Raw genomic sequence first — 24,631 nt, 5'->3', positions numbered from 1 at the left:
GTCAGCCCACCCCCGCGGCCGTGATCAGGGCGGCGATGAACAACCACACCTTGTGCCAGGACTGGTCCAGGGCGGCGGCGCCGGTGCCCAGCGTGGGGTTGTCGTCGCGGCCGGGCCGGGGCGCGCCCAGCGCCACGAACTCGCCCTTGCCGGGGACGACCGTGCGGCCCAGCAGCGCGGCGAGCTTGGCCACGGTGGTCCGGCGGTCGGCCCAGTAGTGCGAGACCGCGTCCACCAGCAGCGCCACGGCGGTGGCGTAGGGGTTCAACGGCAGCGCCAACACCAGGACGGCCAGGGTGAGGGCGGCGAGCTTGGCGGCGGTCAGGGCCACCACGTGCCGAGCGCACAGGACGCGGCCGGCCCAGCCGGGGGCGCCCTTGCCGCACGCCTGGTGGTGAGTCTGCAACCAGTAGTCGCCCACCTCGTGACCGGCGTACAGCGCCACGAACACCGCGGCGAACACCACCGCCGAGCCGGTCACCGGGCACCGCCGGTGGTGCGGCGCGGGCGGCGGGTACGGGTCGCGCCGCCGGTCTGGTCGGTCTGGCCGGTGGGGGACGTCACGCGACCACTCACCGAGTTGGCGGCGGTGTGCAGGCCCTCGGCGAGCGCAGTGGCGGTGGCGGTGATGTGCACATCGCCCGACACGGCGCGGGCGGTGATGCGGGCGCCCTCGGTGGCGTGGGCGGTGATGTCGCCCGATACCGAGGTCAGTTCGGCGTACCCGCCGAAGTCGGCCAGGGTGATGTCACCGGAGGTGGTGGTCACCTCGGTGTGGTCGCAGCGGCCGATGCGCACGTTCCCCGAGACGCTGCCCACGATGGCGCGGCCGTCCACCACCTCGGCGCGCACGTCGCCGGAGGTGGAGCGGGCGTTGAGCAGGCGGGCACCGCCCACCGTCAGGTCACCGGAGGTGGTCTTGTAGACCACTGGGCCGTACTCGCCGGTCGCGGTCAGCGACGCCGAGCCGGTGACGGCGGTCAGCGCGGCGCCCTCGGGAACGTAGGCGTCGATCTCGATCGAACCACCGGCCACGGTCTGGCCGTTGACGATGATCAGGCCGCCCACGGCGTTGCCGATGCTGATCAAGTCGCCGGAGATGACCGCGCCCACCACCGTCGCGCCGGCGGTCACGGTGCCGAAGCTCTGCCGGATCGTGGTGGCACCGCCCTGCATCGGCGGGATCTTCACCGCCAGCTCGCCCCGCTCGGCGTCCCAGGTGAGGTGCGCGTCCCGGACGGCGGCGGCAACCGCCGGGTCGTCGCCCAGCGCGGTGACGCGCACCTCGGCGGTGCGCCGGCCGGGCTCGGCGGTCACCTGGATGGTGCCGGCGGGCACCTCCAGGTTCAGCGCCAAACGGTCGGTGTCGGTGGTGGTGAGCGTGCGTACGGTCATCAGGCCACGTCCTTCAACTCGTCAGTCGGGCGGTCGGGCAGCGCGGCGATCTGGGCGGCGGTCAGACCGCCCCACACACCGACCTCGGGCCGGGTGGCCAGCGCGTAGGCCAGGCACTCCAGGCGCAGCGGGCAGGTCCGGCACACCTCGGCGGCCACCAGCTCGCGGGCCTCCCGCTCGGCGGGCGACTCCTCGGCGTCGGGACCGGTGTGCAACTCGGGGTCGAACCGGCACTGCGCACCGGCGGCGGGGGCGCCCCGCACGTCCAGCAGCGGACCGGGCGGGGTGTCCAGGACGGACAGGCGACGGGACACGCGCATCTCCTTGGGGTGCGTGATCAGTCGGAGGCAGGGCGGTCCAGCGGCGTGCTTGGCGGCTTGTGCGCCGGACCGCGCCTGCGTCGGGAAGCCGGTGGTCATGGCCGGTGTCAGCCCAGCGAACCGGCGAACGTCGTGATGGCGTTGATGACCTGGTTGACCAGCGCAGCGGCCTTCTCCGGGTTGTTGATCGCGAAGATCGCCACCGCCACACCGGCGATCCACTGCGGGATGTTGCTGGACTTCTGCGGGAACACGCGAAACCTCCTGTTTGCCCAGTACTCCCGGGGTTTCTCCCTGCGGAGTAGGTCACTGAACAGGAGCGTATACGCAACTTCGTATACGCACAAGGGCTAGGTATACGTTGCTGCGTATACGCTGGTAGGAGTGACATCGAAGAGTGCCCGAAGGGACTGATCACTCAGTGGCAGAACCGGCCTACGTCCGCATCGCGGGCGAGTACGCCCGACGCATCCGAGGGGGGGAACTCCCGCCCGGCATGCAGCTCCCGAGCTACGCCGAGATCGCGCAGCAGAACGGCGTGTCAGACATCGTGGTTCGGAAGGCCCTGGAACTCCTCCAGAGCCAGGGGCTCGTTCGGTCTGTGCGGCGACGGGGGGTCTTCGTCGCCGACCGGCCCAACCTCGTCCGCGTGTCCCCCGAACGCCAGCTGGAGGCCGCCGAGCGGTCGTTCCAGAACGAGTCAGACCAGCAGATCCAGGTGGAGCGAGAGACCGAACAGATCCCCGCTACGAACGACCTCGCGGAGGCCCTCGGCGTTCCGGTGGGGGCAGAGATCAAGCACGTCGTCACCCGGGCCACCGAGGACGGCCGGCCGATCTCGATCTCGGACACCTATCAGCCGTTGGACGTCATCGACATCTCCGGGGCCGACTTCCTGGAGGAGACGATTTCCGACAAGCTGCCGACGCCGGTGCATGCCGAATGGCTGCGGACGACGCCCGGCGACCTCGTCAAGTCGGTTCACCAGCGGTTCATTGCAGCCGATGACCGGATCATCATGATCTCCGATGTGTCGTACCCCAGGGGTCGATACGACGCGTTCGTGTTCCGCATGTCCCTCAAGTAGGGACACAGCAGAAGGGGGTGGCCGACACGTCGGCCACCCCCTTCTGCTGTGCGTGGGGTCAGATTCGAACCCAGCCCTGCGCCACGTCCTTCTCTGTCCCCCATGAAACGAAGTTCGGGTCTACGGTCTCCAGTCGCCACCGAGCGGACAGAGCATCAAAGAAGGCATCATTGCCCGTCTTTCCGCCCTTTGGTTCTCCGACGTAGAGCAGTCGTTCGCCCCCGGCATCCTCGAACATCGTGAGCGCCTCAGACGACATCGCATCCCCCCAACCAGGCGGCCAGCAGAGGAACAGCGCATAATCCGCCGACCGCGCACGTGCCGCGAACTCAGTCAGCCCCCCGACAGGGTGCCAGATGTCAGCCTGACCGGCCGCGCCAGGGAATGAGACGTTCCTGGCCTTGTCCGGCGGTTCCGAGTCGTACGCTTCGACGGTCAGCCCAGAGCGGGCCAACTGTGCCGCCCAATAACCTCGCCCGGCTCCAAGTTCTATGATTGGGAGATCTGCGCAGAAGTCCGCTACCCATTCGATGGTTTGCGGGGCAGGAATCGCGTACGCATATGTTGCTTGCAAGAGCATCTGCGCAAAAGCGAGACGTGCACTCATTCCCGCTTCGCCATCGCTCACCACTCGGCGGCCGTCATGCTCGGCTACAAATGGCTCAACGATGTCCCAGTACGGATTTGAACTCACGGCGCTGCCACCGGTCATGTAGTGCACGAATCGCAAGTCGAACTGTGCGTCTGCTTGAGCGTCACCAGTTCCCGCCAGTTGTGCCGCCATGTCCAGATATTCGGCCACCTTGGGGTACTTGACCCTTAGTCCCTGCTCATCCTGCAGCAGTGCAGTGATTTCGTCCCACCGGCTTGAGGTCATGGTCAGCTTGGCCATGCTGCGAGTCTCCCCCACCACACACCGATGGTCCAGGACTTGCCGAAACCGTGGTGGTGGGCGGGGCCGGCGGATCGAAGCGCCCATCGGCTGTGACCTCGGGGGCCCCGGAGTGACGGCCGAGATGCACCTGGCGGACGCATGCGGGTGCCGGACGGGTTGCAGTTTGGGTTGCAGTCCGCCCCTGTCCAGCGACGTCCATAGCTGTCCGGCGCACGCACTGAACTGGCCCGACGCAATCCATTGTGATCAGTCCGGCCAAACGGCGACGGACTTTTAATCCGTAGGTTGTGGGTTCGAGTCCCACGCGACCCACCCCGTTTGACCAGGGCGAACGCGAATATGTCGCGTTCGCCCTGCGCCGTGTTTGGGGTGATTTGCCGCCGTGGCTGCTCGGTGGTTGTCCGGCGTCCCGTCCCGGGACCGACGATCATCGGTAGTTGCGGCCCACACGCAGGATGCGGCAGGGAAGTTGGCCGGTGCGGGAGCGCTGGTAGGACTTGGTGCGGCCGATCCCGAGGATGTGTCCGGCGGTGACCAGGTCGGCCATCGCGGGAAGCCGCCGGATGCTGACGGTGGTCAGCCTGAGCGTTCCCGTGAGCCGCCTGTGTCTTGGTGACCGAGCCTGCGTTACCAATGACGGAGGTTTACGTCACCGCTTTTCCGAGTTCACCAGCAAGAACAGATGCCGCCAGGAGCGACACTCCTGATCGCAGGTTACGGGTGAGCAAGGCTGATGAGTTCGGGTCTCATTACCTCGACTTCGTCCAGGAAAAGCGGATAGCCCCGCCTTGCCCGAAAACGGGCGAAGGCGAGGCCATCAGTTCTTGCGGTGGTTATCCTGGCCACGAGGGACCAGCCTGGTATGAACAGGCTGGTCCCTCCCTACACGACCAGCAGAATTTCCTTCTGGCTAGTGAGGTCGTCATTAAGGTCGGCGAGCGGGTCCAAGTCGACCCAGACGGTGTGGCCAAGGGCGGGGCTGCCGTGGACGCCCAGCGCGATGGCCATGGTCGACAAGGCCCGCAAGCCCCGGCCGTGCTCGCGGTACTGGTCGCCGATGCTCTCCGGCCACAGCACCGGCACCTTGTCGCCGCCCAGGTCGGTAACGGCCACGTACACCGGATCGTCATCGACGATCTCGACACCGAACCAGCCCGCGTCATCGCCCGAGCGGGTGTACCGGAGAGCGTTGGTGGCCAGCTCGCTCACCGCGAACCCCACTGCCTCCGCGCAGTGACCAGCGGCGAACAGCGACTCGGCGAACCGACGCGCGACCGACACCTGCTCCTTACGGCCGGGGTAGGCGCGCCGCCACACCAGCGGCGACGCCCCCACCCACTCCTCCGCCGACAACAGCTCACGTCGCGTGGTTCTCCTCATGCGTTTCCTCCTTGGGTCGCCGCCCGCTGCCGGGTGGCAGCCGGTGCATTCGCAGCGGCCGGGTCAGCATCACTGAACACCTTGCGCCAATAGATCAAGATTCGGATTCCTATGGTTTGCCGGAACCAACTCTGCGGTGAAGCGCGGCAATGTTCGCCTGGGCATCTTCTGTAAGCCGACATCGGCTTTACCGGTGGCCGGCCAGTTCCAGGATGCGGCGAATGATCTGGGCTGAACGCTCCGGTGCGGGAGCCCCGAGGTCGATCAACGGGCTCACCAGATCGCCATCAAGCTCAGCCGAGAGTCTCAATCCGAGACTGCCCAGGGGATAGCAGCCCACGGTCACGCTGCGCCTGCCGGTGACCTTCAAACGCGGTATCACCCGTGATGTGGTGTCCAGCGTGGTCACTACACCTGCGGAACGCAGCGATCGGCTCAGCCGGTGCAGTGGCTCTGTCCAGGCATCCATCACTTGCCGCCATCATCGAGGACGTCGGGGGTTGCGCGCGCCCTCCGCTTCGTGGCCGTACGCGGTTCAGACTTGTCGAGGGGTTCGGGCATCATGTCCGTTTCGCGTTTCACGGAGGCGGTCACTCAAGCCTTCTGTCCGGTGTTGCTTCGGTCACCGAAAGCGAACACCTGAGAAATGGCCATTGTCAGGAAGAGACTGGAGGAGGAGGCAGGAGAGCTTGCAGTCACCCACGTCTAGGGATCCGGATGAGCAGCGATGAGGTCCGGCCCGCTTGGGCCGAAGAGATCCGTGAAAGGCGGCTGCGCCTGTGCTGGACTCAGAACGAGATGGCAAGGCAGCTGGAGTCGGCGGCCGACGACAGGACGCGCACCCAACTTCCCAGTAGAAGCTCGATCATCCGGGAGATCCGTTTCCATGAGAGCGGAACCCACCGGCCGGGCCCGATCTACGCAGAGCTCTACCGCCGGGTCTGGGAGCGCCTACCGGAGTTCCGTGTCGGACTCCCGGCTTCCGTCGGGCCACAGGACGACGGCGAGGGGATCGAGTCTGACGATCCGACACGCATCCTGGCCCAGGCCCGCGCGGTCCTTACATCGAACGTCGACCATCGCTTGCTTGAGATGGCCCATCGCTCCATCGAGCACGTGGTGGCACGTTACGAGCTTCTCGGTCCCTGGCCGTTGATCCCGGAAGCCCGGTCTCTGCGCGAAACCTTGCACGCTCTCTTGGAAGGACGCCAGTCGCCTGCCCAGCGAACGGAGTTGTACTCGCTGGCCGGACGTGCCGCGGGGCTGCTGGCCTACATGTCGGTCAACATCGGACGGCCCAACATGGCCGAGGCGTATTGCACCGAAGCCGATCTTCTTGCCCAAGAGGTCGGCGACGTCGAGCTACGGATGTGGTCTTTGGGCACCCGGTCGTTCGGGTTGTACTACCAAGGCCGGTACGACGAGGCGGACAAGGTCGCGGCATGCGCTGTGGATTTGGCGCCGTCCAGTCCTCAGGCGATCAGGGTGCTCGTCAACGGCAGGGCCAGGGCTTCGGCGCGGATGAGTGGGACGAGCGGCCAGGCGGAACGCATGATCGGAGAAGCGCTCCGTCTCTCCGACCAGACCGACGACCTTCCAGACGGGATGTCGCCGTGCATCGCTTTCGCCCCGTACAGTCCTGCTCGAACGGTGGCGAACGCCGTAACGGCGTTCCTGTCCCTGGGACAACCCAAGCAGGTGCTGGAGTACGCCGATCAGTTGGACGAGCTGGTGGAGAGTTCGCAGTCGAGATGGAGCAAGGCTTTGGTCCGTCTGGACGTCGCCAGTGCCCTGGTCGCACAACGGTCACCCGAGGTGGAACGGGCGATGGCGCTCGGATGCGAGGCGTTGGAGATGGCTTCCGCCGCACCCATCAAGTCAGTGGGGCAGCGGGCGCGTGAACTCGCCGGACTGGTCAGTCCTTGGGCGGAAAAGACCGAGGTCGGGGACTACCGACAGCGGCTGGACGAGTGGTTCACGCGACCGCTCGCCCAAGCGATCAACGAGGACGCGCCCGGAAGGACACGATGATTCCCGTTCTTCGAGAGGATCAGCGGTCTTTCCCGCCCTCCCCGCCGACCAACCTCAACGACCCGGCGACGATCACCGCGCATGACTGGACCGCGTTCCAGCGTCTCGAAACGATGCAGGACCACTGGAACCGGCCGCCTTGGCATGACGGCCACCGCGCCTACTACTGGATGCTGACCTTTTCCGACGTTCCCGCGCTGGTGAAGACGGCCCGCCTCTGTCAGGAAGCCCTGACGCCACTCCGCATGGACGACGTTCCCGAAGACGGGCTGCACATCACCATCACCAAGATCGGCCAGCCCGATCAAGTGGACCTCGGCACGATCGATGCTCTGGCCGACCAGGCCCTCAGCCGTATCCCGGCGGCGTTCACGGCAGACGTCCATCCCCTGACGGCTTCCCGGGGCGCGGTCCGGTGCAGCGTCACACCTTGGTCTCCCCTGATTGATCTGCACGCGGCGTTGACCGAAGTCAACGCGCAGGCCGGAGTACCCGGCGGTAAACCTACGAGCCGCTTCAGGCCCCACCTCGGGGTGACCTACAACAACCAGGAACGCCCCACTGGCCCCGTCGCTGCTCTTGTCGCCCCGCTCCGCACGCTTCCGCCGGTGAACGTGCGTATCGCATCAGTCGAGTTGGTCGAGTTGCGCCGCGAAGGCAGGACCTACCGCTGGGACGTGCTCTACAGCCTGCCCCTCGGCTCTGAAGCTACGAGCGATCACCTCCTCTGATCTCCTCTAGGCGGGTCAGGATCTCCGGAATTCACTAGGCGGTGGCACTCGTGCCCCGCTCAGAACGGAGTCCCACCATGACCCTGCTCGGAATGCCGGCGGTTCCCGCCCGACCCCGCAAGCCCCTCGGGGACGGATCGATCTCGTTCACCCCTGGGCACCACTTCGCCCTGGCGGGTACGAGCACCGATCACGTCGGCGAGCTCGCCGCCGCCTCGCACGCACCGCTCTCGGTGATCGTCCAGGTCACCAAGCGGTGCGACTTCGACTGCAGCTTCTGTAGCGAAACGCTCCAGATGAAAGACCCTTCGCTGGAACAGCTCAAGGTGATGGCCACCAACTTGGCCGGCGTCCACCGCGTCTTCCTGTCCGGCGGTGAACCGCTGCTGCGCCGTGACCTGTCGGAGGTGGTCGACGTCTTCGACGGGTTCATCATCGGCCTGCCGACCAACGCCACGCGCGGCATGGACCTCGCCCCCGAACTCGCGGGAAGGATCGAGTTCGCCAACATCGGCTTCGACGGCCCGCGCGAGATCTTCCGCCGGGTCCGCGGCGACTATGACAAGGTCCTGTCGGGTGTGCAGGCATTCCACCGCGCCGGCATCCCCATCTCCTTCTCGGCCGTGGTCCTGCGCTCCACCCTGCACGGGCTCCCCTACCTGGTGCAGATCGCCGATGTCCTCGGCGCGGGCAAGGTCAAACTGATCCTTCCGCTGCGCAAGGGCAACGCGCTCGACCTGCCCGAACACGAGTTCATCACCGTCGAGGAGGCGACCGACCACTTCCACCGGCTCGTGGAGCTCCGCACGACGCACGATTGGGCTCCGGCCGTTCGTATGACGCCGTGGACCGAGCGCACCGAGGGCCACATGATCGTGATCGAGCCAAACGGCAACACCAACGCCTGGCCCGTCTACGACCGTCCCGACCTGTGGCTGCCCCTCGGCAACATCCTCCAGGAGCCGATCACGGCGCTGTGGGAGCGGTACCCCTACAAGGAGAACCACTACGCCAAGTACCTGGGGAGCAGCATCCTCACTCAGGATCGAGCGATCCGCTGATGGCGGCCTACACCAACATGAGCTGGCCGGATGACCCATACGGCACCGGCCAGCTCTGGCGCAAGGAACCGCAACTCGCCGCCGCCTTCGACGTTCAGCTCGTGCACGCGGAAAGCAGTCTGGTCGCCCTCGGATATGCGGTGGTCTACCTTCCCCTGCATCGCACCAAGTCAGTCGTCCCGACCGCCGTGTCCCGCTTCGGCTTTCGCGCCATCAGCGCCGCGGACCGGGCCGAGATCGACGAGTTGCTCAAGTGCTTCGAGCTCGACGTCTCCCGTGCCCGCCGACTGGCGAAGGTCGTGATCGGCTATCGACTCGAAGACGCACTACGCGCAATCGAGAACATGGTGCCGAATGCAGCCGAGCACCGAGGGATCACGGCGCTCGCCGACGCCTGGCCGAGCGGCCGGAACCCTTCGGGCATGGCCGAGCTTTGCGAGATCACCGCTGTGGAACCTTGCGGTACGGACCTCGCCGAAACCGCCGCCCGGTTCGGCATCGGCATGACGCCACCTCCGAGCACCATCAGCCCGGCCGCCGAAGCAATCGGCTCGCACACAACTCAGCGCAGCTTGGTCAGCGGCCTGATCGGCCTGCGCCATCTGGGCCGATACCGCTGGGAAAGTGAACTCGACGCCGGTGCACACCTGGCTGCCAACGCCGCCGATTGCTTCCCCAGCCAGACCTTCGCCGCGCCGTCCAGCGTCAACCCCGCCACCTGAAAATTCGCCCGTTCACCCGTTCCTTGAACAAGCTGTCGTGCGCTGACCACCATCGGAACCCAGAGATCCCGCGAAAGCACTGCAATGATCATCAATAGCAATCTCGGCGGCCTCGGCCGCGCTCCTCAACGTGAGCCCGGCCGACTCCTGGTCGCCTCGCTGGACGTGGAATGGAGCAAGAACTACCGCATAAAGAACGGGAACATTCCGTTCTGCTGGTCCGTCACCTGGCTCCAGATCTCCGATCAACCGGGACCGGTGCCCACGACCTTCGGATACACGAGCGCCTACGTCGCCGACGACCGGGAAACCGCTGACCTCATCGAAGCCGCCGACGCGGAGATCAGCACCGTCTGCGAGACCGCCGACCTGATCATCGGCCACCAGGTCTCCAGCGACCTCGCCGTCCTGCGGAACGCCAGCGCACGCCAACTCCACCACGTCGAATCCCTGCGTACACGCTGGCACGACCGACGGACGGCAGAAGCCCCTCAGGTCGTCGATTCCCGCTACGACCTCACAGACGCCCTCACCGGAATCAGCCGCCGCCTCGTGGACGTATGCGGCGAGCTCGCACTCGACATCACCCAGCCTGAACTCGCCCGCAAATCCATGACCGCCCTACACCGCGACTGGCTCAACGACCAGAACACCGAGGCACGCGAACGCATCACCGTCCTCAACCTCCGCCATGGTCTATCCGCCGCGTACGCAACGCTCAACGGCCGGGACCTCGGGCACTGGACAGGAACCCTCAACGTCAACACCGTGCTCCGAGCGGAACTGGCCAGCCGCTTCGCCTGGTTGGACTCCCCTACCTTCCGTGCTCTGCTCTGAGCTTCCCGGCTCCGTCGCTCCAATGCTTTGCCGACCAAGGAGAGGTCTCACGTGGCCATCCGCCAATGTCGCGTCATCGCCGTCGAAGGCACCCACGCCTCCGGCAAGACAACTCTCGTCCACGCGCTGACCAGCTACTACCGCGAACACAACGTGCACGTGACCTGCACCGACGAACCCGCCAGGTCGAGCCCCTTCATGGAAGAGATCGTCCTGCACGGCAACGGGACCTTCGACCGCGCCGCGGAACTCGACGCCTTCGGCGCCCAACTCACCACTCATCTCCGCGCCGCTCGCAACCAGCGCCTGCTGATCACCGACAAGACCTTGCTCAACGTCGTCGCCTACGCCCGACTGCTGCTCCCGCCGGGCGACCAACGGCTCGTGGACGCGATGCAGCAGCTCGCGGCCGCTGCTGCGCCGATGTACGACGCCATCTTCTACACCAGTGACACCTACGACCCCCGCCAGCCCGGCGACCGTTTCCGCGACAAGGTGGCCGATCTACAGCACGCCATGGACGAGACGCTCCGCCAGACCGCCTACGAAACCGGGCTGCCGCTGATCGAGGTCCCCCAAGGACTGACGACCTGCCAACGAGTCGCCTGGATTTCTGCGCGTCTGGACCAGACGAAGTGGCAGGCCACGCTAACCTCACCCACCTATGAGCGCCCTTGCCCAGGCTGAGCAGGCCCCCTACACCACGATCATGGACGCCCTGCTGATCCTGATCCGTGACGGCCACGTCCTGCTGGCCCAACGAGCCGGCACCGGCTACGCCGATGGCCGCTGGAACCTGCCTTCCGGAAAGCTGGAGGCGGGCGAGACCATCGCCCAAGCCGCCATCCGCGAAGCCCACGAAGAAATCGGCGTCCGCATCGCCGAACACGACCTGCGCTTCGCCCACCTGATCCACTACCGCAACCACCTGGGCAACGCCCGCATGGGCACGTTCTTCGAAGTGCGACGCTGGGACGGCGAGCCCTGCAACGCCGAACCCCACAAGTGCTCCCAGATCGCCTGGTGGCCCTTGGACCGGCTCCCCGCCGCGACCTACCCCTACACCGCCGAAGGTCTTGCCGCCTTCCAGCGCCAAAAACCCTTCAGCGCGGTGGGCTGGGACAACCGCTCAGAGGCTCAACCCTTTTGAGGTCGGGACGAGGGCGCTATGCGCCGATCGTGATCCGGTACGGGGTGCCGATCGGATACATGCCGGCCATGTGCGGTCGGTGGCGGTTTCCCCTGGGATGCCACAACGTGGTGTCCCAGGGGTTCACCGGGCATGCGCAGAACAGCGGATAGCCCCGCCTATTCCTTCCCAGCGGCGGGATCCATGCCACCGAACGTCTGGTCCAGGATCTTGCGAGTCTCCGCCTCACGCTGGGCTGAGGGCATGCTCAGGAATGTCGTCTCTCGCTCGAAGCACTCACGCAGGTCGTCCCAATCGAACCAGCGCAGCGGATGCAACGGATCCTCGACGTCGTAGATCCCTTGACCGAATGCCTTGAGGTCGGCCGGCAGCAGAGCGGCGGTGAGTTGGGCGGTGGTGGAGCGGGGCGGCGTAGTCGGTCTCTGAGTGGCTGGTTCGTGGCAGAGTGGCGGGGTGTCTGGCGCGCGGTACGGGATGGATGCTCCCTATGGGTTCGGCTTTGTGGGCCTGGTCGTGGTGGGGTTCTGGGTGACCGGGCTGGTGATGGCGGTCACCGCCGGTCTGGGCGCCGCGTTGCCCGCGCTGGTCTCCGGCACCCTGCTGGCGGGATGCCTGGCCCTGAGCCTGCACGCCACGCTGCGCGGCAAGTTCCTGGTCTGGCGGGATGTGCTGGACGAGCTGGACCTGCGTGGCGACGAGCGGCTGCTCGATCTGGGGTGTGGACGCGGCGCCGTCCTGCTGGCCGCCGCCCGGCGCCTGCCGCGGGGCCAGGTGGTCGGTGTGGACCTGTGGCGTGGACGGGACCAGTCCGGCAACACCCCGGCGGCGACCCTGCGCAACGCCCGCGCCGAAGGCGTCGCCGACCGCGTTCATGTGCAAGGGGGTGACCTGCGCAGGCTCCCGTACGCGGAAGCGAGCTTCGACCTGGTGGTGTCCAGCCTGACGGTGCACACCATCTTCGGCGCCGACGCCCGCGCCCAAGCGATCACCGAGGCCTACCGGGTGCTGCGGCCGGGCGGCCGCCTGCTGATCGCCGACCTGGCGCGAACCCCCCGCCAGTACGCTGCGGTGCTGGCTCGGCTGAACGCCCAGGACATCTGCGTGCGCGGCCTCGGCTGGCGTGCGTGGTGGGGTAGTCCATGGGTCCCGACCCGTCTGCTCACCGCCCGCAAACCAGCCGTCCCCTGAACACACCTACCGGCACGAACCAGACCCCTTGGTTGGGTTCGAGTCTCATGCGATCCACTCAGCTTGACCAGGGCGGACGCGGCTTTGCGCGTTCGCTCTGGGTCAGGGCTTCGTCATTGTGGTCGCGGTGAAGACGTTGGCGCATACCTCGGGGCGGTCGGTGCGTAGGGTCAGGGGCTCCGTTTGGCCGGGCGGGTAGATCTTCAGTAGGTCGGGCTTCGGTAGGCAGGGCTTGTCTGAGACGCCCTTGTTCGCGGTGTGCAGGGTCGCCGTTGCGCTGCCGCCTGCGGTTAGGCGGATCGTTTGGCCCTGCGGGCCTTCGTGGGTGGCGGGCTTGCCGATCATGCTGCCGTCGCGGCGCATCAGTGAGACGCCCGGGTAGCCGAACAGCGTGCATGACGTGGAGCCCGTGTTGGTCAGGCGCAGTTTGAAGTACAGGTTGCCTGCTGCTGCGTCGCTGTTCGTCAGGCTGGGCTTGAGGTCGGCGGATTTGCAGGCTTCGGCGTTCTTGGTTTGGGGGGTGTTCGGGGAGTCAGCGGTGGGGGGTTGGGTTTCGCCGTCGTTGTTCTGGGAGGGAGACGTCGTTTTCGGGGGCGCTGGGGTGCTGGCGGCCGACGAGGTGTTGTCGCTGGTTGTGCCGCCTCCGCAGGCTGCGGCTCCTAGGAGCATCGCTGCGGTCGCCGTGGGCAGCAGGGCGCGTCGGGGGGTGGGCTTGGCGTTACTTAGCTTGGTGAACATTCTTGTCGCATGCTCGTTCTGGCTTTTCTCTAACCACTGCGGGGGTGTGAAGAACTTCTCAGGGGGTTTTGCTCTTTCCGCATGAACATCTGCTGGCTTTGGGGCGTCGTCGGGGTGGGTGCTGGGCGTTGTTTCGGTGGTGGTCTGGCGGCTCTGGCGGTGGACCGGTCCGCCGGGGCGGGCGGCCGTATTCGATCAAGCTCTTGAGGGAAGGTGGTGGGCGCTGTTAGCTTCGCCCGGTGGACGACGGCATGCGTGCACGGACAGAGGCGGTCGCGGACTTCGCTGCCGCACTGCGCGAACTGCGCAACTCGGTCGGCAATCCCTCTTTCCGGGAGATGTCCGGACGGTCCGGGGCGATCTCCCACACGACCCTTCACGAGGCCACCAAGGGCAACCGGCTGCCGAGCTGGGGCACCACCGTCGAGTTCGTCAAGGCGTGCGGCGCCGATCCCGATGACTACCAGGAGCGCTGGGAGCAGGCGAACCTGACCGTCCGGGCGAACGGTACTGGTGGATTGCCGGTCCTTGCGGACGTTTCGGTGGCCAGTTCTGCCACTGAGCCCCAGAGTGTGCACGTTGATATCGGGGAGCGGGCGACGCAGCCTGTCGACAAGAGCTCAGACTCCCTGCCTGCGCCGGAGGGGGGTGGGCGGTTTCGGCTTGTTTTTGCGGTTGTGCTGGCTTCGGCTGTGCTGGGGGTGGCGGTCTTCGGGGTCGTCATTGTCAATCGTGACTCTGGGGCTGAGGAGGGGCGTCCCAGTGTTGCGTCCGCTTCTCCCAAGGCTGCCTCGCCTGTCTGTCCTGTGACTGCGCCGCAGGTTGCGGCGGCTCAACCGTTGCATAAGGGGGACGCCGCCCAGTTCATCGCCGATGTCACCCTGCCCGATTGCACGCGGGTCGGCTCTGGCAAGACCGTCGTCAAGGTCTGGCGGTTCAAGAACGTCGGGACCGTCCGGTGGCAGGGGTACTCGCTGCTCCGGCTCGATCTTCCGCAGCGGGAGGACCAGTGCCGGACCAAGAACCGTGTGTCCATCAAGGACACGCGGCCGGGTGGGACCGTTGATGTTCGGACTGAGGTCTTTACGCCGAAGAGCCCGGGGCTGTGTTATGTCCGGTTCAAGATGATGGACGCTTCGGGGAGAGTCGCGTTTCCCGGCAGTCGGCCCGTCAACTTCCAGGTCATCGTCAACTGAGTCCGGCCCTGCCGCGTGCGGGGCGCGGCAGGGCCGGGGTTGATTTGCGGGTCGGCTCAGGAGTTCAGCGCGATCCCGCTGTAGTAGGCCGTCAGGATCCGGGAGTAGGTCCAGCCCGCGTTGGCCTTGTCACGCGAGCCGTACTGCGACATCCAGTCCCCGTTCACCCACGCGCCGCACGCCGTCGTGGTCGAGCAGTACTGGGCCTGCAGGATCTTTCCGCCGCGGGTCATCCGCGTGCTCCACGTCGCGTCCACCGCCGCGTTCGTCGAGGCCGTGGCGGAGCCCGGCTTGTACACCTGGCTCGACGTGGTGTCGTAGACGTCGAAGCACTGGCCGCCCGACGTCTTGCGGGTCGAGTGCAGCGCCCAGTACCAGCCGTAGTGCTTGACGGCCATGGCGCCGGCCCGCAGGGACTCCCTCGGCCAGCTCGTCACCCACTCGTTGGGCAGCACGTTCTGGACGTAGGTCTTGAACGCGACCCGCTCCACCCGGTTGAGGGACACCCGGTACACCAGGATCGTCGTCGGGAGCTTGCTGTGCGTGCCGTCGGTCTTGCAGCCGGTCGGCGGCGGGGTGGAGCTCAGGAACTGGTGGGAGGCGTTCTGGTTCTTCAGGGTGGAGTTCAGGTTGCCCTTCGCTCCGGCCTTGAAGTCCTGGTAGCTGCCCCCGTAGCCGCTGTTGAAGTAGACGCGGACGGTCTTGGCGCTGCGGTTCCAGACGGAGGCCGCCTGGTTCTTGACGCACTGGCCCTTGCCCGCACCCGCGCCCTTGAAGTCGAAGCACGACGGCTGCGCGGTGCCGTAGTCGGAGACCGAGCCCGTGAAGTCCGAGACCGAGCCCTGGTTCCCGCTGTTGTAGTAGTAGCAGAACTCGCCGCTGTCGCAGGTTCCGTCGCGGCCCGCCGCCGAGGCGGGCGGGGCCACGAGCACCAGCCCGCCGAGCACCGTCGCGGCGGTCGCCGCGATCAGCCGTGCGGTTCGTTTCGACACGCTGCTCTCCCTCGCCGCTAGCGGACGTTGTAGCCCTGGGAGTTCCAGAACGAGGTCGGGTTCGGGTTGTCCAGGTGCGGGTCGTCGACGCTCTTGGCCGCGCGGGTCTGCTTGCCGATCCGCATCTCCACGTGGGTGTGCGCGGACGCGCTGGACGACACGCCGTGCCACGACTCGTCGGCGATGACCTGGCCGCGGCTGACGTTCTGGCCCACGCTCAGCGAGGAGCGCGGGGCGGAGTGCAGGTAGATCACCGTCTTGTTCAGCGAGGCGTTGTAGACGGCGATCGTGGACAGCCCGGCCCGGCCGGTGGCCCCGCGGACGACGGAGATGACCTGGCCGCTGGTCAGGGCGCGGACGTCGGAGCCGATGCCGCGGGCGATGTCGATGCCCTCGTGCCGCCCGGGGGTGGTGGTGTAGCCGTCGAAGCCGCAGGTGATGCGGCCTCCGGTGAGCGTGTACAGGCCGCGCGACAGGTTCGTGCGCGCGGTCGGCCCGAACTCGTGGGAGGCGTTCTGGTTCTTCAGGGTGGAGTTCAGGTTGCCCTTGGCCCCGGCCGCGAAGTCCTGGTAGCTGCCCCCGTAGCCGCTGTTGAAGTAGACGCGGACCGTCTTGCTCGACCGGTTCCAGACCGAGGCCGCCTGGTTCTTGACGCACAGGCCCTTGCCCGCACCCGCGCCCTTGAAGTCGAAGCACGAGGGCTGCGTGGTCCCGTAGTCGGAGACCGAGCCCGTGAAGTCCGAGACCGAGCCCTGGTTCCCGCTGTTGTAGTAGTAGCAGAACTCGCCGCTCTCGCAGGTGCCGTTCCTGGTCGCCGCCGAGGCGGGCGACGCGGTGGCGAGCACCGCCCCGCCCAGCGCCAGCGCCGCGGTCGTCCCGGTGAGGATCTTGTTGAGCGTCTTCATGCCGTTCTCCTTCGCTGTGGGAGCGTGGATGTCGGAGGGGTCAGCCGGCCCGGTACTCCTCCCAGGTGCGGATGGTCACCTTCGGGCCGTCGTCGGGGCCGTGGTTGGCGAGCCCGTTCAGACCGAGGTAGTAGTCGCCGACCTGCTGCTGCGCCTGCGTGGACAGGTCGGTGTCGCTGATGGCGGTGGCGTGGATGTGCCACGGCCAGTTGCCTTGCTGGGGGCTGCGGACCCACGCCGCGAAGCCGACGCGGCGTAGCGCGCGGGCGGCGTTGGTGCGGGTGGTCGCGCTCATCCCCTGGACCGAGATGTCGACGACGCCGCCGCCGTCGTGGGTGCCCGCCGACGTGGGGTCGCCGCCGGGGTTGTAGGAGCCCTGCTCCAGTACGAGGCTGCCGCCGAACAACTTCTTGGCCTCGGCGAGCATGTCCCGCGTGCGGGTGTTGAGGGTGAAGCCGCCGCTGGTCACCTTGGCGCCCGGTCCGATGGCGCGGGTGACGGTGAAGCGGTTCGTCCCCAGCTGGGTGAGGGAGGTCTTGCCCGGCAGCCCGTTGGCCTGGAGTCCGGTGTAGCCGAGCGACTTCTGGTACTTGGCGTAGGCGGCGACCGTCGTGGTGCCGAAGTACCCGTCCACCCATTTGGCGTCGAGCAGTTTCCGGTCGCGTAGCGCCTGCTCGACGAGGAGCACGCTGGCCTTCGCGCCGGGTGTCAGCGTCTGGTCGGGGCGGCGCGGGTCGATCTGGGCCGCCTTGACGACCGCTTCCATGTTCACGGACGGGACGGCCTTCTCGGCGGCCGCCGCCGTCCCGGACGCCTCGGTCAGGGAAGCGAGCAGGACGGCCGACAGGACGGCTGCGGCGTATGCGGGCGACTTCATCGTTTCTCCTGTTTGCTGGCGGGAAGCTGATCGAGACGACACAAACGTCACGGATGGCCCAGAGGTCCACAAGAGAAACGGTGTTGTCAGACTGTCAGGCGATTTTTCCGGGCAGGCGTAAATACCGGCTGACCTGCGCTTTACGGGGACGGGAACGCGCCTGCCGGACGGGCCGCCGGGCCGCTCAGCCGAGCGGGGCGACGCGTTTGGTGTAGGAGGTGATCGGGCTCGTCTCCACGCGCCCGACGCCGTCGAGGGCTCCGATCCGCTCGCTGAGGTAGGCGTAGAGGGCGTCCTCGTCGCGGCAGACGGCGATGGCGAGCAGGTTGTGCGGGCCGGTGGTCGCGCCGACGAAGGCCGTCTCGGCGTCGGCGGCCAGGGCGCGGGCGGTGGCGGCGAGCCGGGCGGGGGCGACGGTCAGCCAGAGCAGGCACTGCGTCGGGAAGCCGAGCGCCGCCGGATCGATCTCGACGTCGAAGCGGAGCGTGCCGGAGCGGCGCAGCTCCTCCAGCCGCCGACGCACCGCCGACTCCGACCAGCCGACGTGGCCTGCCAGGCGCGGGTAGGCGGCGCGGCCGTCGGCGGCGAGGGCAGGGAGCAGCCGCCGGTCGAGATCGGTCAGGACGACGGGGGCGGCGTCGCCGGGCGGCGGCCGGAGCGCGGCGACCTGCTCGCCGTCGAGCGCCGACGTCCGGCCGAACCAGCGGCCGTCCATCAGGTGCCGCAGCAGCCCGTACGCCTGCACGTCGAGGATGTGGGGGTGGCGGGCCAGCGCCGCCAGCGGGGCCGCGTGCCCGGCCGGGACGCGCAGGATGCAGACGATCTCGGTGCCGCTCGACAGCACGGTCACCCAGGCGGTGTCGGGCCGCCGCGCCAGCGTCCGGGCCAGGGCGGCGGCCCCGGCGGGCCGGACGCGCAGGCGCACCAGCCACTCGGCGTGGCCGGTGCCGCGGCTGTCGAGCACGGCCGTGACGCGGGCCGTGCCGGTGGCGCGCAGCCGCGCGAAGCGGCGGGCGGCCGTGCGGTCGGAAACGCCCAGGACCTCGGCGATCCGGCTGAACGGCGCGCGCCCGTCGAGGTGGAGCGCGTGCAGCAGTTGCAGATCGACCTGTTCGAGCCTGACCGAATCCACCTCATGATGGTAGATCGGTGTCGGATAACGGCGTACGCCGCGTTCGTTCGGGACTGGACGGCGGTGGCCGGTCCAGCATCGGCGCATGACCCGCGACATCCACGGCTTCCACCACACCGGCATCGTGACCCGCGATCTGGACGGGCTGGAACGCGCCTACACCTCGCTCGGCTTCACCCTGAGCCCCCGCTCCCGGCACCTGCTGAACGAGCGCCCCGGCGAGCCGCCGGTCCCCGGTTGCACGGCCAACCGCTGCGCCCTGTTCGGCGGGGCCTACATCGAACTGCTGGGCATCGTGGACGGGTCCGCGCCCGACCCCTGGCGCACCAAGGCGATGGCCGACGGATTCCGGCTGCTCAACTTCGACACCGGCGACGCCGAGGCCACCGACCGGCGGCTGGCCGACGCCGGGCTGCGCACCTCCGGCGTCCTGGACCTGGAACGCGACGTCGAGACCGAGGACGGCACCCGCACCATGCGCGCCCGCGCCGTCCACCTCGATCCGCGCTCGACGCCCGAGGCGTACGTGGGGTTCGCCCAGCACCTCACCCGCCGCTACGTGCATCAGCCGCGCTACCTGCGCCATCCCAACGGGGCCCGCGCCCTGGAGGCGGTGCTGATCGTCGTTGCCGACGCCGAGTTCGCGGCGGTCACGGCCCGGTACGCCCGCATTCTCCAGACCGCGCCCGAACGGCAGGGGCCGCGCACGGTCCTGGAACTGGCGGCCGGACGTCTGGAGATCGTCCGGGCCTCGGACGCGGCGGAGGCCCTGCCCGGCGAGCCCGTCCCGGCCGCCTCCTACCCGGCCGCCATGACCATCGCGGTGGACGACGTCGCCGCCGCCCGCGCGCTCGTCGAGGACGGCGGCACCGCGACCCGCGAGGCCGGCGGCGGCTTCTTCGTCTCCGCCCGCGACGCCTGGGGCGCCGGGTTGTTCTTCACCGCCCACCACCGCACCGAAGGATGACCATGTTCGACACCCTCCTGCTGCTGTTCGGCCCCTGGCTCGGCTTCCGCCTGCTCGGGCTGCTCGGCGTCGCCCGGTTCGCCACCTGGCGGGTCAGCGGGGCGCACGCGCTGGCGGCCATGCTCGTCTGCACCGGCACCGCGCACTTCATGCCCGACAGCGTCACGGTGATGCCCAGCCACGCCGACATGACGGCGATGGTCCCGCCGTTCGTGCCGTTCCCGGACCTGATGGTCTACGCGACCGGCGTCCTGGAGCTGCTCGGCGCGCTGGGGCTGGTGCGCACGGCGACCCGGCCCGTCGCGGGGATCGGCCTCGTCGTGCTGTTCGTGGTGATGTTCCCGGCGAACGTCTACGCGGCGATCGAGGACGTCCCGCTGAACGGCGATCCGGCCACGCCCCTGTGGTTCAGGATTCCCGAGCAGCTCGTCTTCATCGCGGTCGCCCTCTGGTGTGCCCGGTCGGACGGGCGGGCGGATCAGGAGGAGTCCTCGCGCAGTTCCTCGTTGGCCGCGCGCTAGGCGTCGGAACCAGCCGCCCGCGCGCGGACCAGTCGTGACGCCCACCAGCCGCCCGCGCTCAGGACCACAAGGCCCACCGGCGCGATCCAGACCAGCGGAGACCCCGGCTCCCTGAGCGCGCTGCCGAGTCCGACGTACACGAGCGTGCCCGGCACGATCCCGAGCGCGGTGCCCGCCATGTACGGGGCGAACCGCACCCCGGCCACCCCCGCCCCGTAGTTGACCGCGCCGAACGGGAACAGCGACACCATGCGCAGCACCAGGATCGACTCGAAGCCGCGGCGCGACAGGTACGCCTCCAGCCGCGCGAGCCGTCCCGACCCGGTGTAGCGGGCCACCGCCGGACGTCCCAGCAGCCTCGCCAGGCCGAACGAGAGCGCCGCGCCCGCCGTGGCTCCGACGAGCACCGCCGCCGACCCCAGGGCGACACCGAAAAGCGCTCCGGCGGACGCGTTCAGCACGGAACCGGGTATCAGCGCCGACACCGCCAGCGCGTAACACACCATGAAGACCAGCGGCCCCCAGAAACCGAGCGAGTCCACCCACGAGCTGATGTCGTCCCAGAGCCCGCCGCCGCCCAGCGCCATCAGGACGCCGAGCCCGACCAGCACCGCGGCGAAGGCGAGCAGCTTCACCAGGGCGCCCCTGGACGGCGCGTCCTCCGCCGCCTCCGCTTCCCGCGACGTGGACGGGACGGGGGCGGCGTCACCGGGACGGCCACTCATGCGCGCTCCTCGCTCGGACACCACCTGCTGCGACCGTACTCGGCGCGCCGCCGGGCACGGCCGCCGCCCCGGTCCGGCCGGACCCCCGACAAGTGTCTTCGATCGGTTTCCAGCGGGTAGAAGGGGCCTGTCGCGCCCGTCCCCGGCGGTTCGCCGCCGCTGAGAACACGAGCTGAGGAGGCGGCGTTGTCCGAGCCGATGGTGGCCGACGACCGCGCGGAACCCGAGGTCCTCGCCGACAGCTGGCGCTCGCCCGGCGGGCGCGCCGCGCTGTCCCGGGCCCGGCGCGCGGTGCGCGGGCGGTTGCGGAACTGGGGGCTGACCGCCGTCGCCGACGACGTGCTCGCCCAGCTCGGCGGCCTGGTCACCGCCGCCGCGCCCGCCGGGCTGGAGCTGCGCATGCGGGTGGTGCGGCCGGTCCGGCTGCTGCTGTGCGAGGTCTACGGCGTCGGCGGGGAGCACGCGCCCTCGCTCATCGGCGTCGTGGCCGTCACCTACGGGTCGCGGACCCGGCCGGGCAGGCCGCCGACCGGGTTCACCCACTCGTTCCGCTTCCCGTGCCGGGAGGGCTGAGGGACGGCCCGCGCCGTCACCAGTCGTCGGCCATCCCCAGCGCGTTCAGCAGCCGCGTCAGGCACGGCGGCCTCCCGGCCACCGTCAGCGCGGGACGGCCGCGCGCGGTGCGCCCGCGCAGCGCGATCAGCGCGCCGAGGCCGGTGGCGTCGATGAAGGTCAGGCCGCTCAGCTCGATGACGATCCGCGGCCGGTCGCCGTCGCGCCGGAGCAGCAGGTGGTCGGCGCGGCGGCGCAGCAGGGCCACGGTCGCCATGTCGAGGTCGCCGCGCACCGTCATGGTGACGGTGCCGTCCAGGCGGCTGAGCCGCACGGTCAGGGCTTCCATGGGTCTTCTCCCGGGGTCTCAGATCCGGTGTCACCGCGCGGGGGGGGGAGCACGGTCGAAGCCGATCTGCGTGACGCGGGGTCTGGACGGCACGGAAGATCGCGAAAGCGATGTCGTTCACAATGCGTACGGGGCCGCACCCCCTAGGTTACGCGCCCCCGGTCAGCGGCGCGGGGTTATGGCCGGATGGAACGCTCCGCATTGCCCGTCCTTGTGCAGGAACCTCTGGCGGCGGCTCGCGCTAGGGGTCGGCGGCGGCCAGCCGACGGGAGAACCACACGACCTTTCCGGGGACCGCCGGGTACCAGCCGTAGGAGTTCGCCATCCCGGCGATCAGCCACAGGCCGCGCCCGTTCTCGTCGTCGGTCTCCGGCGTGCCGGGCACGGGCGGGGCCGGGTTGCCGTCGCCGACGTGGCAGTGCACGGTGTCCTCGCCCAGGGCGAGTCCCAGCAGGATGGGGCGCGCGCCGTGCCGGAACGCGTTGGTCACCAGCTCGCTGACCATGACCATCGCGGCGTCGGCGTCCGGGCCGGCGCCCCGGCCGTCCAGGGCCTCGCGGACCAGCGCGCGGGCCTGCGCGGCGGCGGTGTCGTCCCAGGCCAGCTCCCAGGTGCGCCGCCGCAGGTTCCGGTCGCGCACCGGACGCGGGACGCCCGCCGAGCCGTCGCCGTCCGCGCGCGCGTCCTGCCGGATCCGCGCCGCCACCGCCTCCAGCACGTACTCCCGGACGCTCGTCCCGGCGAGCGCGGCGGCCTTCGCGACCCGGGCCAGGACCTCGGGCGGCAGGTCGATCCGCAGGGCCTGCGGCCCCGGGTCCGCCAGGGCGCGGCAGGTGGCGGTCAGCAAAAGATGATCTTGCATGTCGTACCGCTCCGAGTCGTTCGAAGCCGGTGACACCGGGGTCTGGAGTGACCACCCGCCGTGGGTCGCCGCCCCCGTCGGGACGGGCTCCGTTCATCTTTACCCTCGGTGCGGCGCGGTCAATCCGGCGGATTCGGCTCGGAACGGGCGGCAGCGCCGGTGAGGCGGTGGAGGCGGAGCGCGAGGTGCAGTTCCAGGGCGCGCGACGGGGTGTTCCAGTCCTCGCCCAGCAGTTGCCGCACCCGGTCCAAGCGCTGCACGACCGTGTTGACGTGCACGTGGAGGGCCTGCCCGGCGCGCGAGGGCGACGCGCCGCCCTCGTGGTAGGCGTCCAGCGTGCGGACCAGCTCGGTGCCGCGCCGCGCGTCGTAGTCGATCACCGGGCCGAGGACGCGCCGCACGTAGCCGTGCACGTCGGCGCGGTCGCCCAGCAGGACGCCGAGGAACCCCAGCGACGCCAGGTCCGAGCCCTCGCCGGTGCGGCCGAGGGTGTGCAGGGCCCGCACGCAGCGCAGGGCCTCGTCGTAGGCGGCCGGGATGTCGCCGGGGCCGTCGCCCGGCCCGGCGGCGCCCACGGTGACGGGGGTCGCCAGCGTTTCGCTCAGCTCGGCGGCGAGCCGCCGCGCGAGGCGGCCCGGTTCCGCCACCGGGACGAGCAGGGTGACGTTGCCGTTGTGCGAGCCCGCCAGGCCGCCGAGCGCGCGGGCGTGCCGGGCCGCCTCGGTGAGCAGGCGGGGGCGGCGCGCGGCGTCGCAGTGCAGGACCAGGACGGCGTGCGGCGCGGTCAGCGTGATGCCGAGCTTGCGGGCGCGCAGCGTCAGGCTGGCGGAGCCGCCGCCGGTCAGCAGGTCGCCCAGCAACTCGCCGCGCACGCGGTCCTCGGCCTCGGCGACCGAGCGGCGCAGCAGGAGCAGCAGCGCGGTGACCAGGCCCGCGCGCTCGAACAGGCGGCGGTCGCCGTCGGTCAGGTCGGCGCGGCCGAGCAGCGCCATGCTGCCGAGCGGCTCGGGCCCGGCGAGCACGGCGTAGATCCACGTGCCGTCCACCGGGACGGCCTGGCCGCTGGCGCGGGAGGCCGCCACGCCCTGCGCGGGCGGGGTGAACGGCTCGGCGTCCACGCGCGCCAGCTCGGTGCCGTCGGCGTCGTGCACGACCAGGCCGCCGCCGAGCAGGACGGCGATCTCGCGCGCCACCTCGGGGACGTCGCCGCCGCGCAGCACCAGGTCGGTGAGCCGGTCGTGGGTCTCGGCGGTGCGGCTCATCGCGGCCCCGGCGGCGTTCAGCTCCGCCAGCGCGGCGCGGGTCTCCTCCAGCAGGCGGGCGTTGTCGATGGCGACGGCGGCGTGGTCGCCCAGCGACGACAGCAGCGCGACGGCGTCGGGCGCGAACTCGCGCGGGGTGCGGTCGGCGGCGTACAGGACGCCGATCACGCGGGTGCCCACGCGCATCGGGACGCCGAGGATGCCGCGCAGCCCCTCCTCGGCGACGCCGTGGTCGATGGTCGTGGTGTGCCGGAAGCGGGTGTCCACGCGGTAGTCGGTGCTGGCGTAGGGGCGGGCGGTCTGCGCGACCAGCCCGCCCAGGCCCTCCCCCATGCCCAGCCTGAGCTGCTGGAACGCCGCCGACACCGAGCCGTCGGTGACACGCATGAAGGTGTCACCGGCGGCGGGGTCGTTCATCGTCAGGTAGGCGACGTCGGTGCCGAGCAGGGTGCGGGCGCGGTGCACGATCGCGCGCAGCACGGCGTCGAGGTTGCGCAGCGCGGCGAGGTCCCCGGCGGTGTCGAACAGCGCGGCCAGCTCGGTCTCGCGCCGCCGGTGCTGCTGGAGGGTGCTGCGGATGCCGAGGGCGGTGCGGACGGCCCGCTCCACCAGCGCCTGCCCGGCGGGACCGGCCCCGGCGGCGCGGGCCTCGGCGGCGGGGACGCCGAAGTCCTCCGCCGGAGCGCCCTGTGCCAGCAGGTCGAGCAGCCGGCACAGGGCGGTGGCGGTGGGGTCGGCGTCGGTCACGGGCCCCAT

At 69.4% G+C, this 24,631-nt stretch carries 29 protein-coding genes; 13 read left to right on the top strand and 16 right to left on the bottom strand.

Annotation, left to right across the window (positions count from 1 at the left end):
• Position 1: 1 nt before the first annotated feature.
• From AH6_RS06660 to AH6_RS43485, 4 genes are all read right to left on the bottom strand, one after another.
• The gene (locus AH6_RS06660; protein ID WP_067475276.1) at positions 2–481 is read right to left on the bottom strand and encodes a hypothetical protein; all 480 of its coding nucleotides are present in this window, start codon (positions 479–481) and stop codon (positions 2–4) included.
• Positions 478–1,395, bottom strand: coding sequence for a DUF4097 family beta strand repeat-containing protein (locus tag AH6_RS06655; protein ID WP_067475272.1), 918 nt, complete (start codon positions 1,393–1,395; stop codon positions 478–480). The genes AH6_RS06660 and AH6_RS06655 overlap by 4 nt, the downstream gene beginning before the upstream one ends.
• Positions 1,395–1,709: a WhiB family transcriptional regulator gene (locus AH6_RS06650; protein ID WP_245679204.1), complete on the bottom strand. Its 315-nt coding sequence runs from the start codon at positions 1,707–1,709 to the stop codon at positions 1,395–1,397. The genes AH6_RS06655 and AH6_RS06650 overlap by 1 nt, the downstream gene beginning before the upstream one ends.
• Positions 1,710–1,822: 113 nt before the next feature.
• A complete protein-coding gene (locus AH6_RS43485) occupies positions 1,823–1,969 on the bottom strand; it encodes a hypothetical protein (RefSeq protein ID WP_157431304.1) in 147 nt (48 codons plus the stop codon).
• Between the two features lie 167 nt (positions 1,970–2,136).
• Between AH6_RS43485 and AH6_RS06645 the strand changes: the two genes are divergently transcribed.
• Positions 2,137–2,802, top strand: coding sequence for a GntR family transcriptional regulator (locus AH6_RS06645; protein ID WP_067475266.1), 666 nt, complete (start codon positions 2,137–2,139; stop codon positions 2,800–2,802).
• Between the two features lie 58 nt (positions 2,803–2,860).
• On the opposite strand, the gene AH6_RS42170 is transcribed toward AH6_RS06645, so the two are convergent.
• The 3 genes from AH6_RS42170 to AH6_RS43480 all read right to left on the bottom strand — a co-directional run bounded on the left by AH6_RS42170 (position 2,861) and on the right by AH6_RS43480 (position 5,486).
• Positions 2,861–3,694, bottom strand: a complete 834-nt coding sequence (locus tag AH6_RS42170; protein WP_083982320.1) for a hypothetical protein — start codon at positions 3,692–3,694, stop codon at positions 2,861–2,863.
• A gap of 885 nt (positions 3,695–4,579) precedes the next feature.
• On the bottom strand, positions 4,580–5,077 hold the full coding sequence (locus tag AH6_RS06630; RefSeq protein WP_067475260.1) for an ATP-binding protein: 498 nt from the start codon (positions 5,075–5,077) through the stop codon (positions 4,580–4,582).
• A gap of 187 nt (positions 5,078–5,264) precedes the next feature.
• Positions 5,265–5,486 (bottom strand): hypothetical protein, encoded by a 222-nt coding sequence (locus AH6_RS43480; RefSeq protein WP_157431303.1) that lies wholly within the window; start codon positions 5,484–5,486, stop codon positions 5,265–5,267.
• A 308-nt stretch (positions 5,487–5,794) separates the two neighbouring features.
• Here AH6_RS43480 and AH6_RS06625 point away from each other — a divergent pair, with 308 nt between their 5' ends.
• The 8 genes from AH6_RS06625 to AH6_RS06590 all read left to right on the top strand — a co-directional run bounded on the left by AH6_RS06625 (position 5,795) and on the right by AH6_RS06590 (position 12,797).
• Complete coding sequence (locus AH6_RS06625; protein ID WP_067475257.1) at positions 5,795–7,108, top strand: NsdA family TPR-like regulatory protein; 1,314 nt, start codon at positions 5,795–5,797, stop codon at positions 7,106–7,108.
• The gene (locus AH6_RS06620) at positions 7,105–7,839 is read left to right on the top strand and encodes a 2'-5' RNA ligase family protein (RefSeq protein ID WP_067475254.1); all 735 of its coding nucleotides are present in this window, start codon (positions 7,105–7,107) and stop codon (positions 7,837–7,839) included. Before AH6_RS06625 ends, AH6_RS06620 begins: the two co-directional genes overlap by 4 nt.
• A 77-nt stretch (positions 7,840–7,916) precedes the next feature.
• Entirely contained in the window at positions 7,917–8,900 is a 984-nt protein-coding gene (locus AH6_RS06615; RefSeq protein WP_067475248.1) for a radical SAM protein, read from the top strand.
• Positions 8,900–9,622, top strand: coding sequence for a hypothetical protein (locus AH6_RS06610; RefSeq protein WP_067475247.1), 723 nt, complete (start codon positions 8,900–8,902; stop codon positions 9,620–9,622). Before AH6_RS06615 ends, AH6_RS06610 begins: the two co-directional genes overlap by 1 nt.
• A gap of 84 nt (positions 9,623–9,706) precedes the next feature.
• Positions 9,707–10,459 carry a hypothetical protein gene (locus tag AH6_RS06605; RefSeq protein WP_067475246.1) on the top strand — a complete coding sequence of 251 codons (753 nt, stop codon included), beginning with the start codon at positions 9,707–9,709 and terminating at the stop codon, positions 10,457–10,459.
• A 51-nt stretch (positions 10,460–10,510) separates the two neighbouring features.
• A complete protein-coding gene (locus AH6_RS06600) occupies positions 10,511–11,146 on the top strand; it encodes an AAA family ATPase (protein WP_067475245.1) in 636 nt (211 codons plus the stop codon).
• A gap of 22 nt (positions 11,147–11,168) precedes the next feature.
• Positions 11,169–11,609, top strand: coding sequence for an NUDIX hydrolase (locus tag AH6_RS06595; RefSeq protein ID WP_245679203.1), 441 nt, complete (start codon positions 11,169–11,171; stop codon positions 11,607–11,609).
• A 474-nt stretch (positions 11,610–12,083) separates the two neighbouring features.
• A complete protein-coding gene (locus AH6_RS06590) occupies positions 12,084–12,797 on the top strand; it encodes a class I SAM-dependent methyltransferase (RefSeq protein ID WP_067475241.1) in 714 nt (237 codons plus the stop codon).
• Positions 12,798–12,899: 102 nt separating this feature from the next.
• Here the strand turns inward: AH6_RS06590 and AH6_RS42165 are convergent, their stop codons facing one another.
• Complete coding sequence (locus tag AH6_RS42165) at positions 12,900–13,535, bottom strand: DUF4232 domain-containing protein (RefSeq protein WP_083982318.1); 636 nt, start codon at positions 13,533–13,535, stop codon at positions 12,900–12,902.
• A 239-nt stretch (positions 13,536–13,774) separates the two neighbouring features.
• On the opposite strand from AH6_RS42165, the gene AH6_RS06575 reads away from it, so the two are divergent.
• Positions 13,775–14,731: an NBR1-Ig-like domain-containing protein gene (locus AH6_RS06575; RefSeq protein WP_067475228.1), complete on the top strand. Its 957-nt coding sequence runs from the start codon at positions 13,775–13,777 to the stop codon at positions 14,729–14,731.
• Between the two features lie 56 nt (positions 14,732–14,787).
• On the opposite strand, the gene AH6_RS44580 is transcribed toward AH6_RS06575, so the two are convergent.
• The 4 genes from AH6_RS44580 to AH6_RS06555 all read right to left on the bottom strand — a co-directional run bounded on the left by AH6_RS44580 (position 14,788) and on the right by AH6_RS06555 (position 18,637).
• Complete coding sequence (locus tag AH6_RS44580; RefSeq protein WP_169807809.1) at positions 14,788–15,723, bottom strand: peptidase inhibitor family I36 protein; 936 nt, start codon at positions 15,721–15,723, stop codon at positions 14,788–14,790.
• A 17-nt stretch (positions 15,724–15,740) separates the two neighbouring features.
• Complete coding sequence (locus AH6_RS06565; RefSeq protein WP_067475225.1) at positions 15,741–16,628, bottom strand: peptidase inhibitor family I36 protein; 888 nt, start codon at positions 16,626–16,628, stop codon at positions 15,741–15,743.
• Between the two features lie 40 nt (positions 16,629–16,668).
• Entirely contained in the window at positions 16,669–17,505 is an 837-nt protein-coding gene (locus tag AH6_RS06560; RefSeq protein WP_067475223.1) for a peptidoglycan-binding domain-containing protein, read from the bottom strand.
• 184 nt (positions 17,506–17,689) lie between these two features.
• A complete protein-coding gene (locus AH6_RS06555; RefSeq protein ID WP_067475220.1) occupies positions 17,690–18,637 on the bottom strand; it encodes an Lrp/AsnC family transcriptional regulator in 948 nt (315 codons plus the stop codon).
• 85 nt (positions 18,638–18,722) lie between these two features.
• Here AH6_RS06555 and AH6_RS42160 point away from each other — a divergent pair, with 85 nt between their 5' ends.
• Both AH6_RS42160 and AH6_RS06540 read left to right on the top strand, forming a co-directional pair.
• Positions 18,723–19,604 (top strand): VOC family protein, encoded by an 882-nt coding sequence (locus tag AH6_RS42160; protein WP_083982316.1) that lies wholly within the window; start codon positions 18,723–18,725, stop codon positions 19,602–19,604.
• Between the two features lie 2 nt (positions 19,605–19,606).
• Complete coding sequence (locus AH6_RS06540; protein ID WP_067475215.1) at positions 19,607–20,125, top strand: DoxX family protein; 519 nt, start codon at positions 19,607–19,609, stop codon at positions 20,123–20,125.
• Here AH6_RS06540 and AH6_RS06535 read toward each other — a convergent pair.
• A complete protein-coding gene (locus AH6_RS06535; protein WP_083982314.1) occupies positions 20,122–20,850 on the bottom strand; it encodes a TVP38/TMEM64 family protein in 729 nt (242 codons plus the stop codon). The two genes, AH6_RS06540 and AH6_RS06535, sit on opposite strands and share 4 nt — an antisense overlap.
• Positions 20,851–21,036: 186 nt before the next feature.
• Here AH6_RS06535 and AH6_RS06530 point away from each other — a divergent pair, with 186 nt between their 5' ends.
• Positions 21,037–21,423, top strand: a complete 387-nt coding sequence (locus tag AH6_RS06530; protein ID WP_067475213.1) for a hypothetical protein — start codon at positions 21,037–21,039, stop codon at positions 21,421–21,423.
• Positions 21,424–21,439: 16 nt separating this feature from the next.
• Here AH6_RS06530 and AH6_RS06525 read toward each other — a convergent pair whose 3' ends face one another.
• From AH6_RS06525 to AH6_RS06515, 3 genes are all read right to left on the bottom strand, one after another.
• Positions 21,440–21,751: an STAS domain-containing protein gene (locus AH6_RS06525; protein WP_067475211.1), complete on the bottom strand. Its 312-nt coding sequence runs from the start codon at positions 21,749–21,751 to the stop codon at positions 21,440–21,442.
• A 241-nt stretch (positions 21,752–21,992) separates the two neighbouring features.
• A complete protein-coding gene (locus AH6_RS06520; protein ID WP_083982312.1) occupies positions 21,993–22,613 on the bottom strand; it encodes an ATP-binding protein in 621 nt (206 codons plus the stop codon).
• Between the two features lie 119 nt (positions 22,614–22,732).
• Entirely contained in the window at positions 22,733–24,631 is a 1,899-nt protein-coding gene (locus AH6_RS06515) for a helix-turn-helix domain-containing protein (RefSeq protein WP_067475205.1), read from the bottom strand.

This window comes from Actinomadura hibisca NBRC 15177 (genome assembly GCF_001552635.1).
Classification (GTDB): Bacteria; Actinomycetota; Actinomycetes; order Streptosporangiales; family Streptosporangiaceae; genus Spirillospora; species Spirillospora hibisca.
This window is presented reverse-complemented; position numbering and strand designations above follow the sequence as displayed.

Bases quoted from the DNA above. Each gene is read 5' to 3' on its own strand.
- AH6_RS06630 (WP_067475260.1), bottom strand. From the start codon at position 5,077: ATGAGGAGAACCACGCGACGTGAGCTGTTGTCGGCGGAGGAGTGGGTG.
- AH6_RS06625 (WP_067475257.1), top strand. From the start codon at position 5,795: ATGAGCAGCGATGAGGTCCGGCCCGCTTGGGCCGAAGAGATCCGTGAA.
- AH6_RS06540 (WP_067475215.1), top strand. From the start codon at position 19,607: ATGTTCGACACCCTCCTGCTGCTGTTCGGCCCCTGGCTCGGCTTCCGC.
- AH6_RS06610 (WP_067475247.1), top strand. From the start codon at position 8,900: ATGGCGGCCTACACCAACATGAGCTGGCCGGATGACCCATACGGCACC.
- AH6_RS06560 (WP_067475223.1), bottom strand. From the start codon at position 17,505: ATGAAGTCGCCCGCATACGCCGCAGCCGTCCTGTCGGCCGTCCTGCTC.
- AH6_RS42170 (WP_083982320.1), bottom strand. From the start codon at position 3,694: ATGGCCAAGCTGACCATGACCTCAAGCCGGTGGGACGAAATCACTGCA.
- AH6_RS06590 (WP_067475241.1), top strand. From the start codon at position 12,084: ATGGATGCTCCCTATGGGTTCGGCTTTGTGGGCCTGGTCGTGGTGGGG.
- AH6_RS06615 (WP_067475248.1), top strand. From the start codon at position 7,917: ATGACCCTGCTCGGAATGCCGGCGGTTCCCGCCCGACCCCGCAAGCCC.
- AH6_RS06620 (WP_067475254.1), top strand. From the start codon at position 7,105: ATGATTCCCGTTCTTCGAGAGGATCAGCGGTCTTTCCCGCCCTCCCCG.
- AH6_RS06565 (WP_067475225.1), bottom strand. From the start codon at position 16,628: ATGAAGACGCTCAACAAGATCCTCACCGGGACGACCGCGGCGCTGGCG.
- AH6_RS06520 (WP_083982312.1), bottom strand. From the start codon at position 22,613: ATGCAAGATCATCTTTTGCTGACCGCCACCTGCCGCGCCCTGGCGGAC.
- AH6_RS06655 (WP_067475272.1), bottom strand. From the start codon at position 1,395: ATGACCGTACGCACGCTCACCACCACCGACACCGACCGTTTGGCGCTG.
- AH6_RS06525 (WP_067475211.1), bottom strand. From the start codon at position 21,751: ATGGAAGCCCTGACCGTGCGGCTCAGCCGCCTGGACGGCACCGTCACC.
- AH6_RS42165 (WP_083982318.1), bottom strand. From the start codon at position 13,535: ATGTTCACCAAGCTAAGTAACGCCAAGCCCACCCCCCGACGCGCCCTG.
- AH6_RS06595 (WP_245679203.1), top strand. From the start codon at position 11,169: ATGGACGCCCTGCTGATCCTGATCCGTGACGGCCACGTCCTGCTGGCC.
- AH6_RS06605 (WP_067475246.1), top strand. From the start codon at position 9,707: ATGATCATCAATAGCAATCTCGGCGGCCTCGGCCGCGCTCCTCAACGT.
- AH6_RS42160 (WP_083982316.1), top strand. From the start codon at position 18,723: ATGACCCGCGACATCCACGGCTTCCACCACACCGGCATCGTGACCCGC.
- AH6_RS06515 (WP_067475205.1), bottom strand. From the start codon at position 24,631: ATGGGGCCCGTGACCGACGCCGACCCCACCGCCACCGCCCTGTGCCGG.
- AH6_RS06535 (WP_083982314.1), bottom strand. From the start codon at position 20,850: ATGAGTGGCCGTCCCGGTGACGCCGCCCCCGTCCCGTCCACGTCGCGG.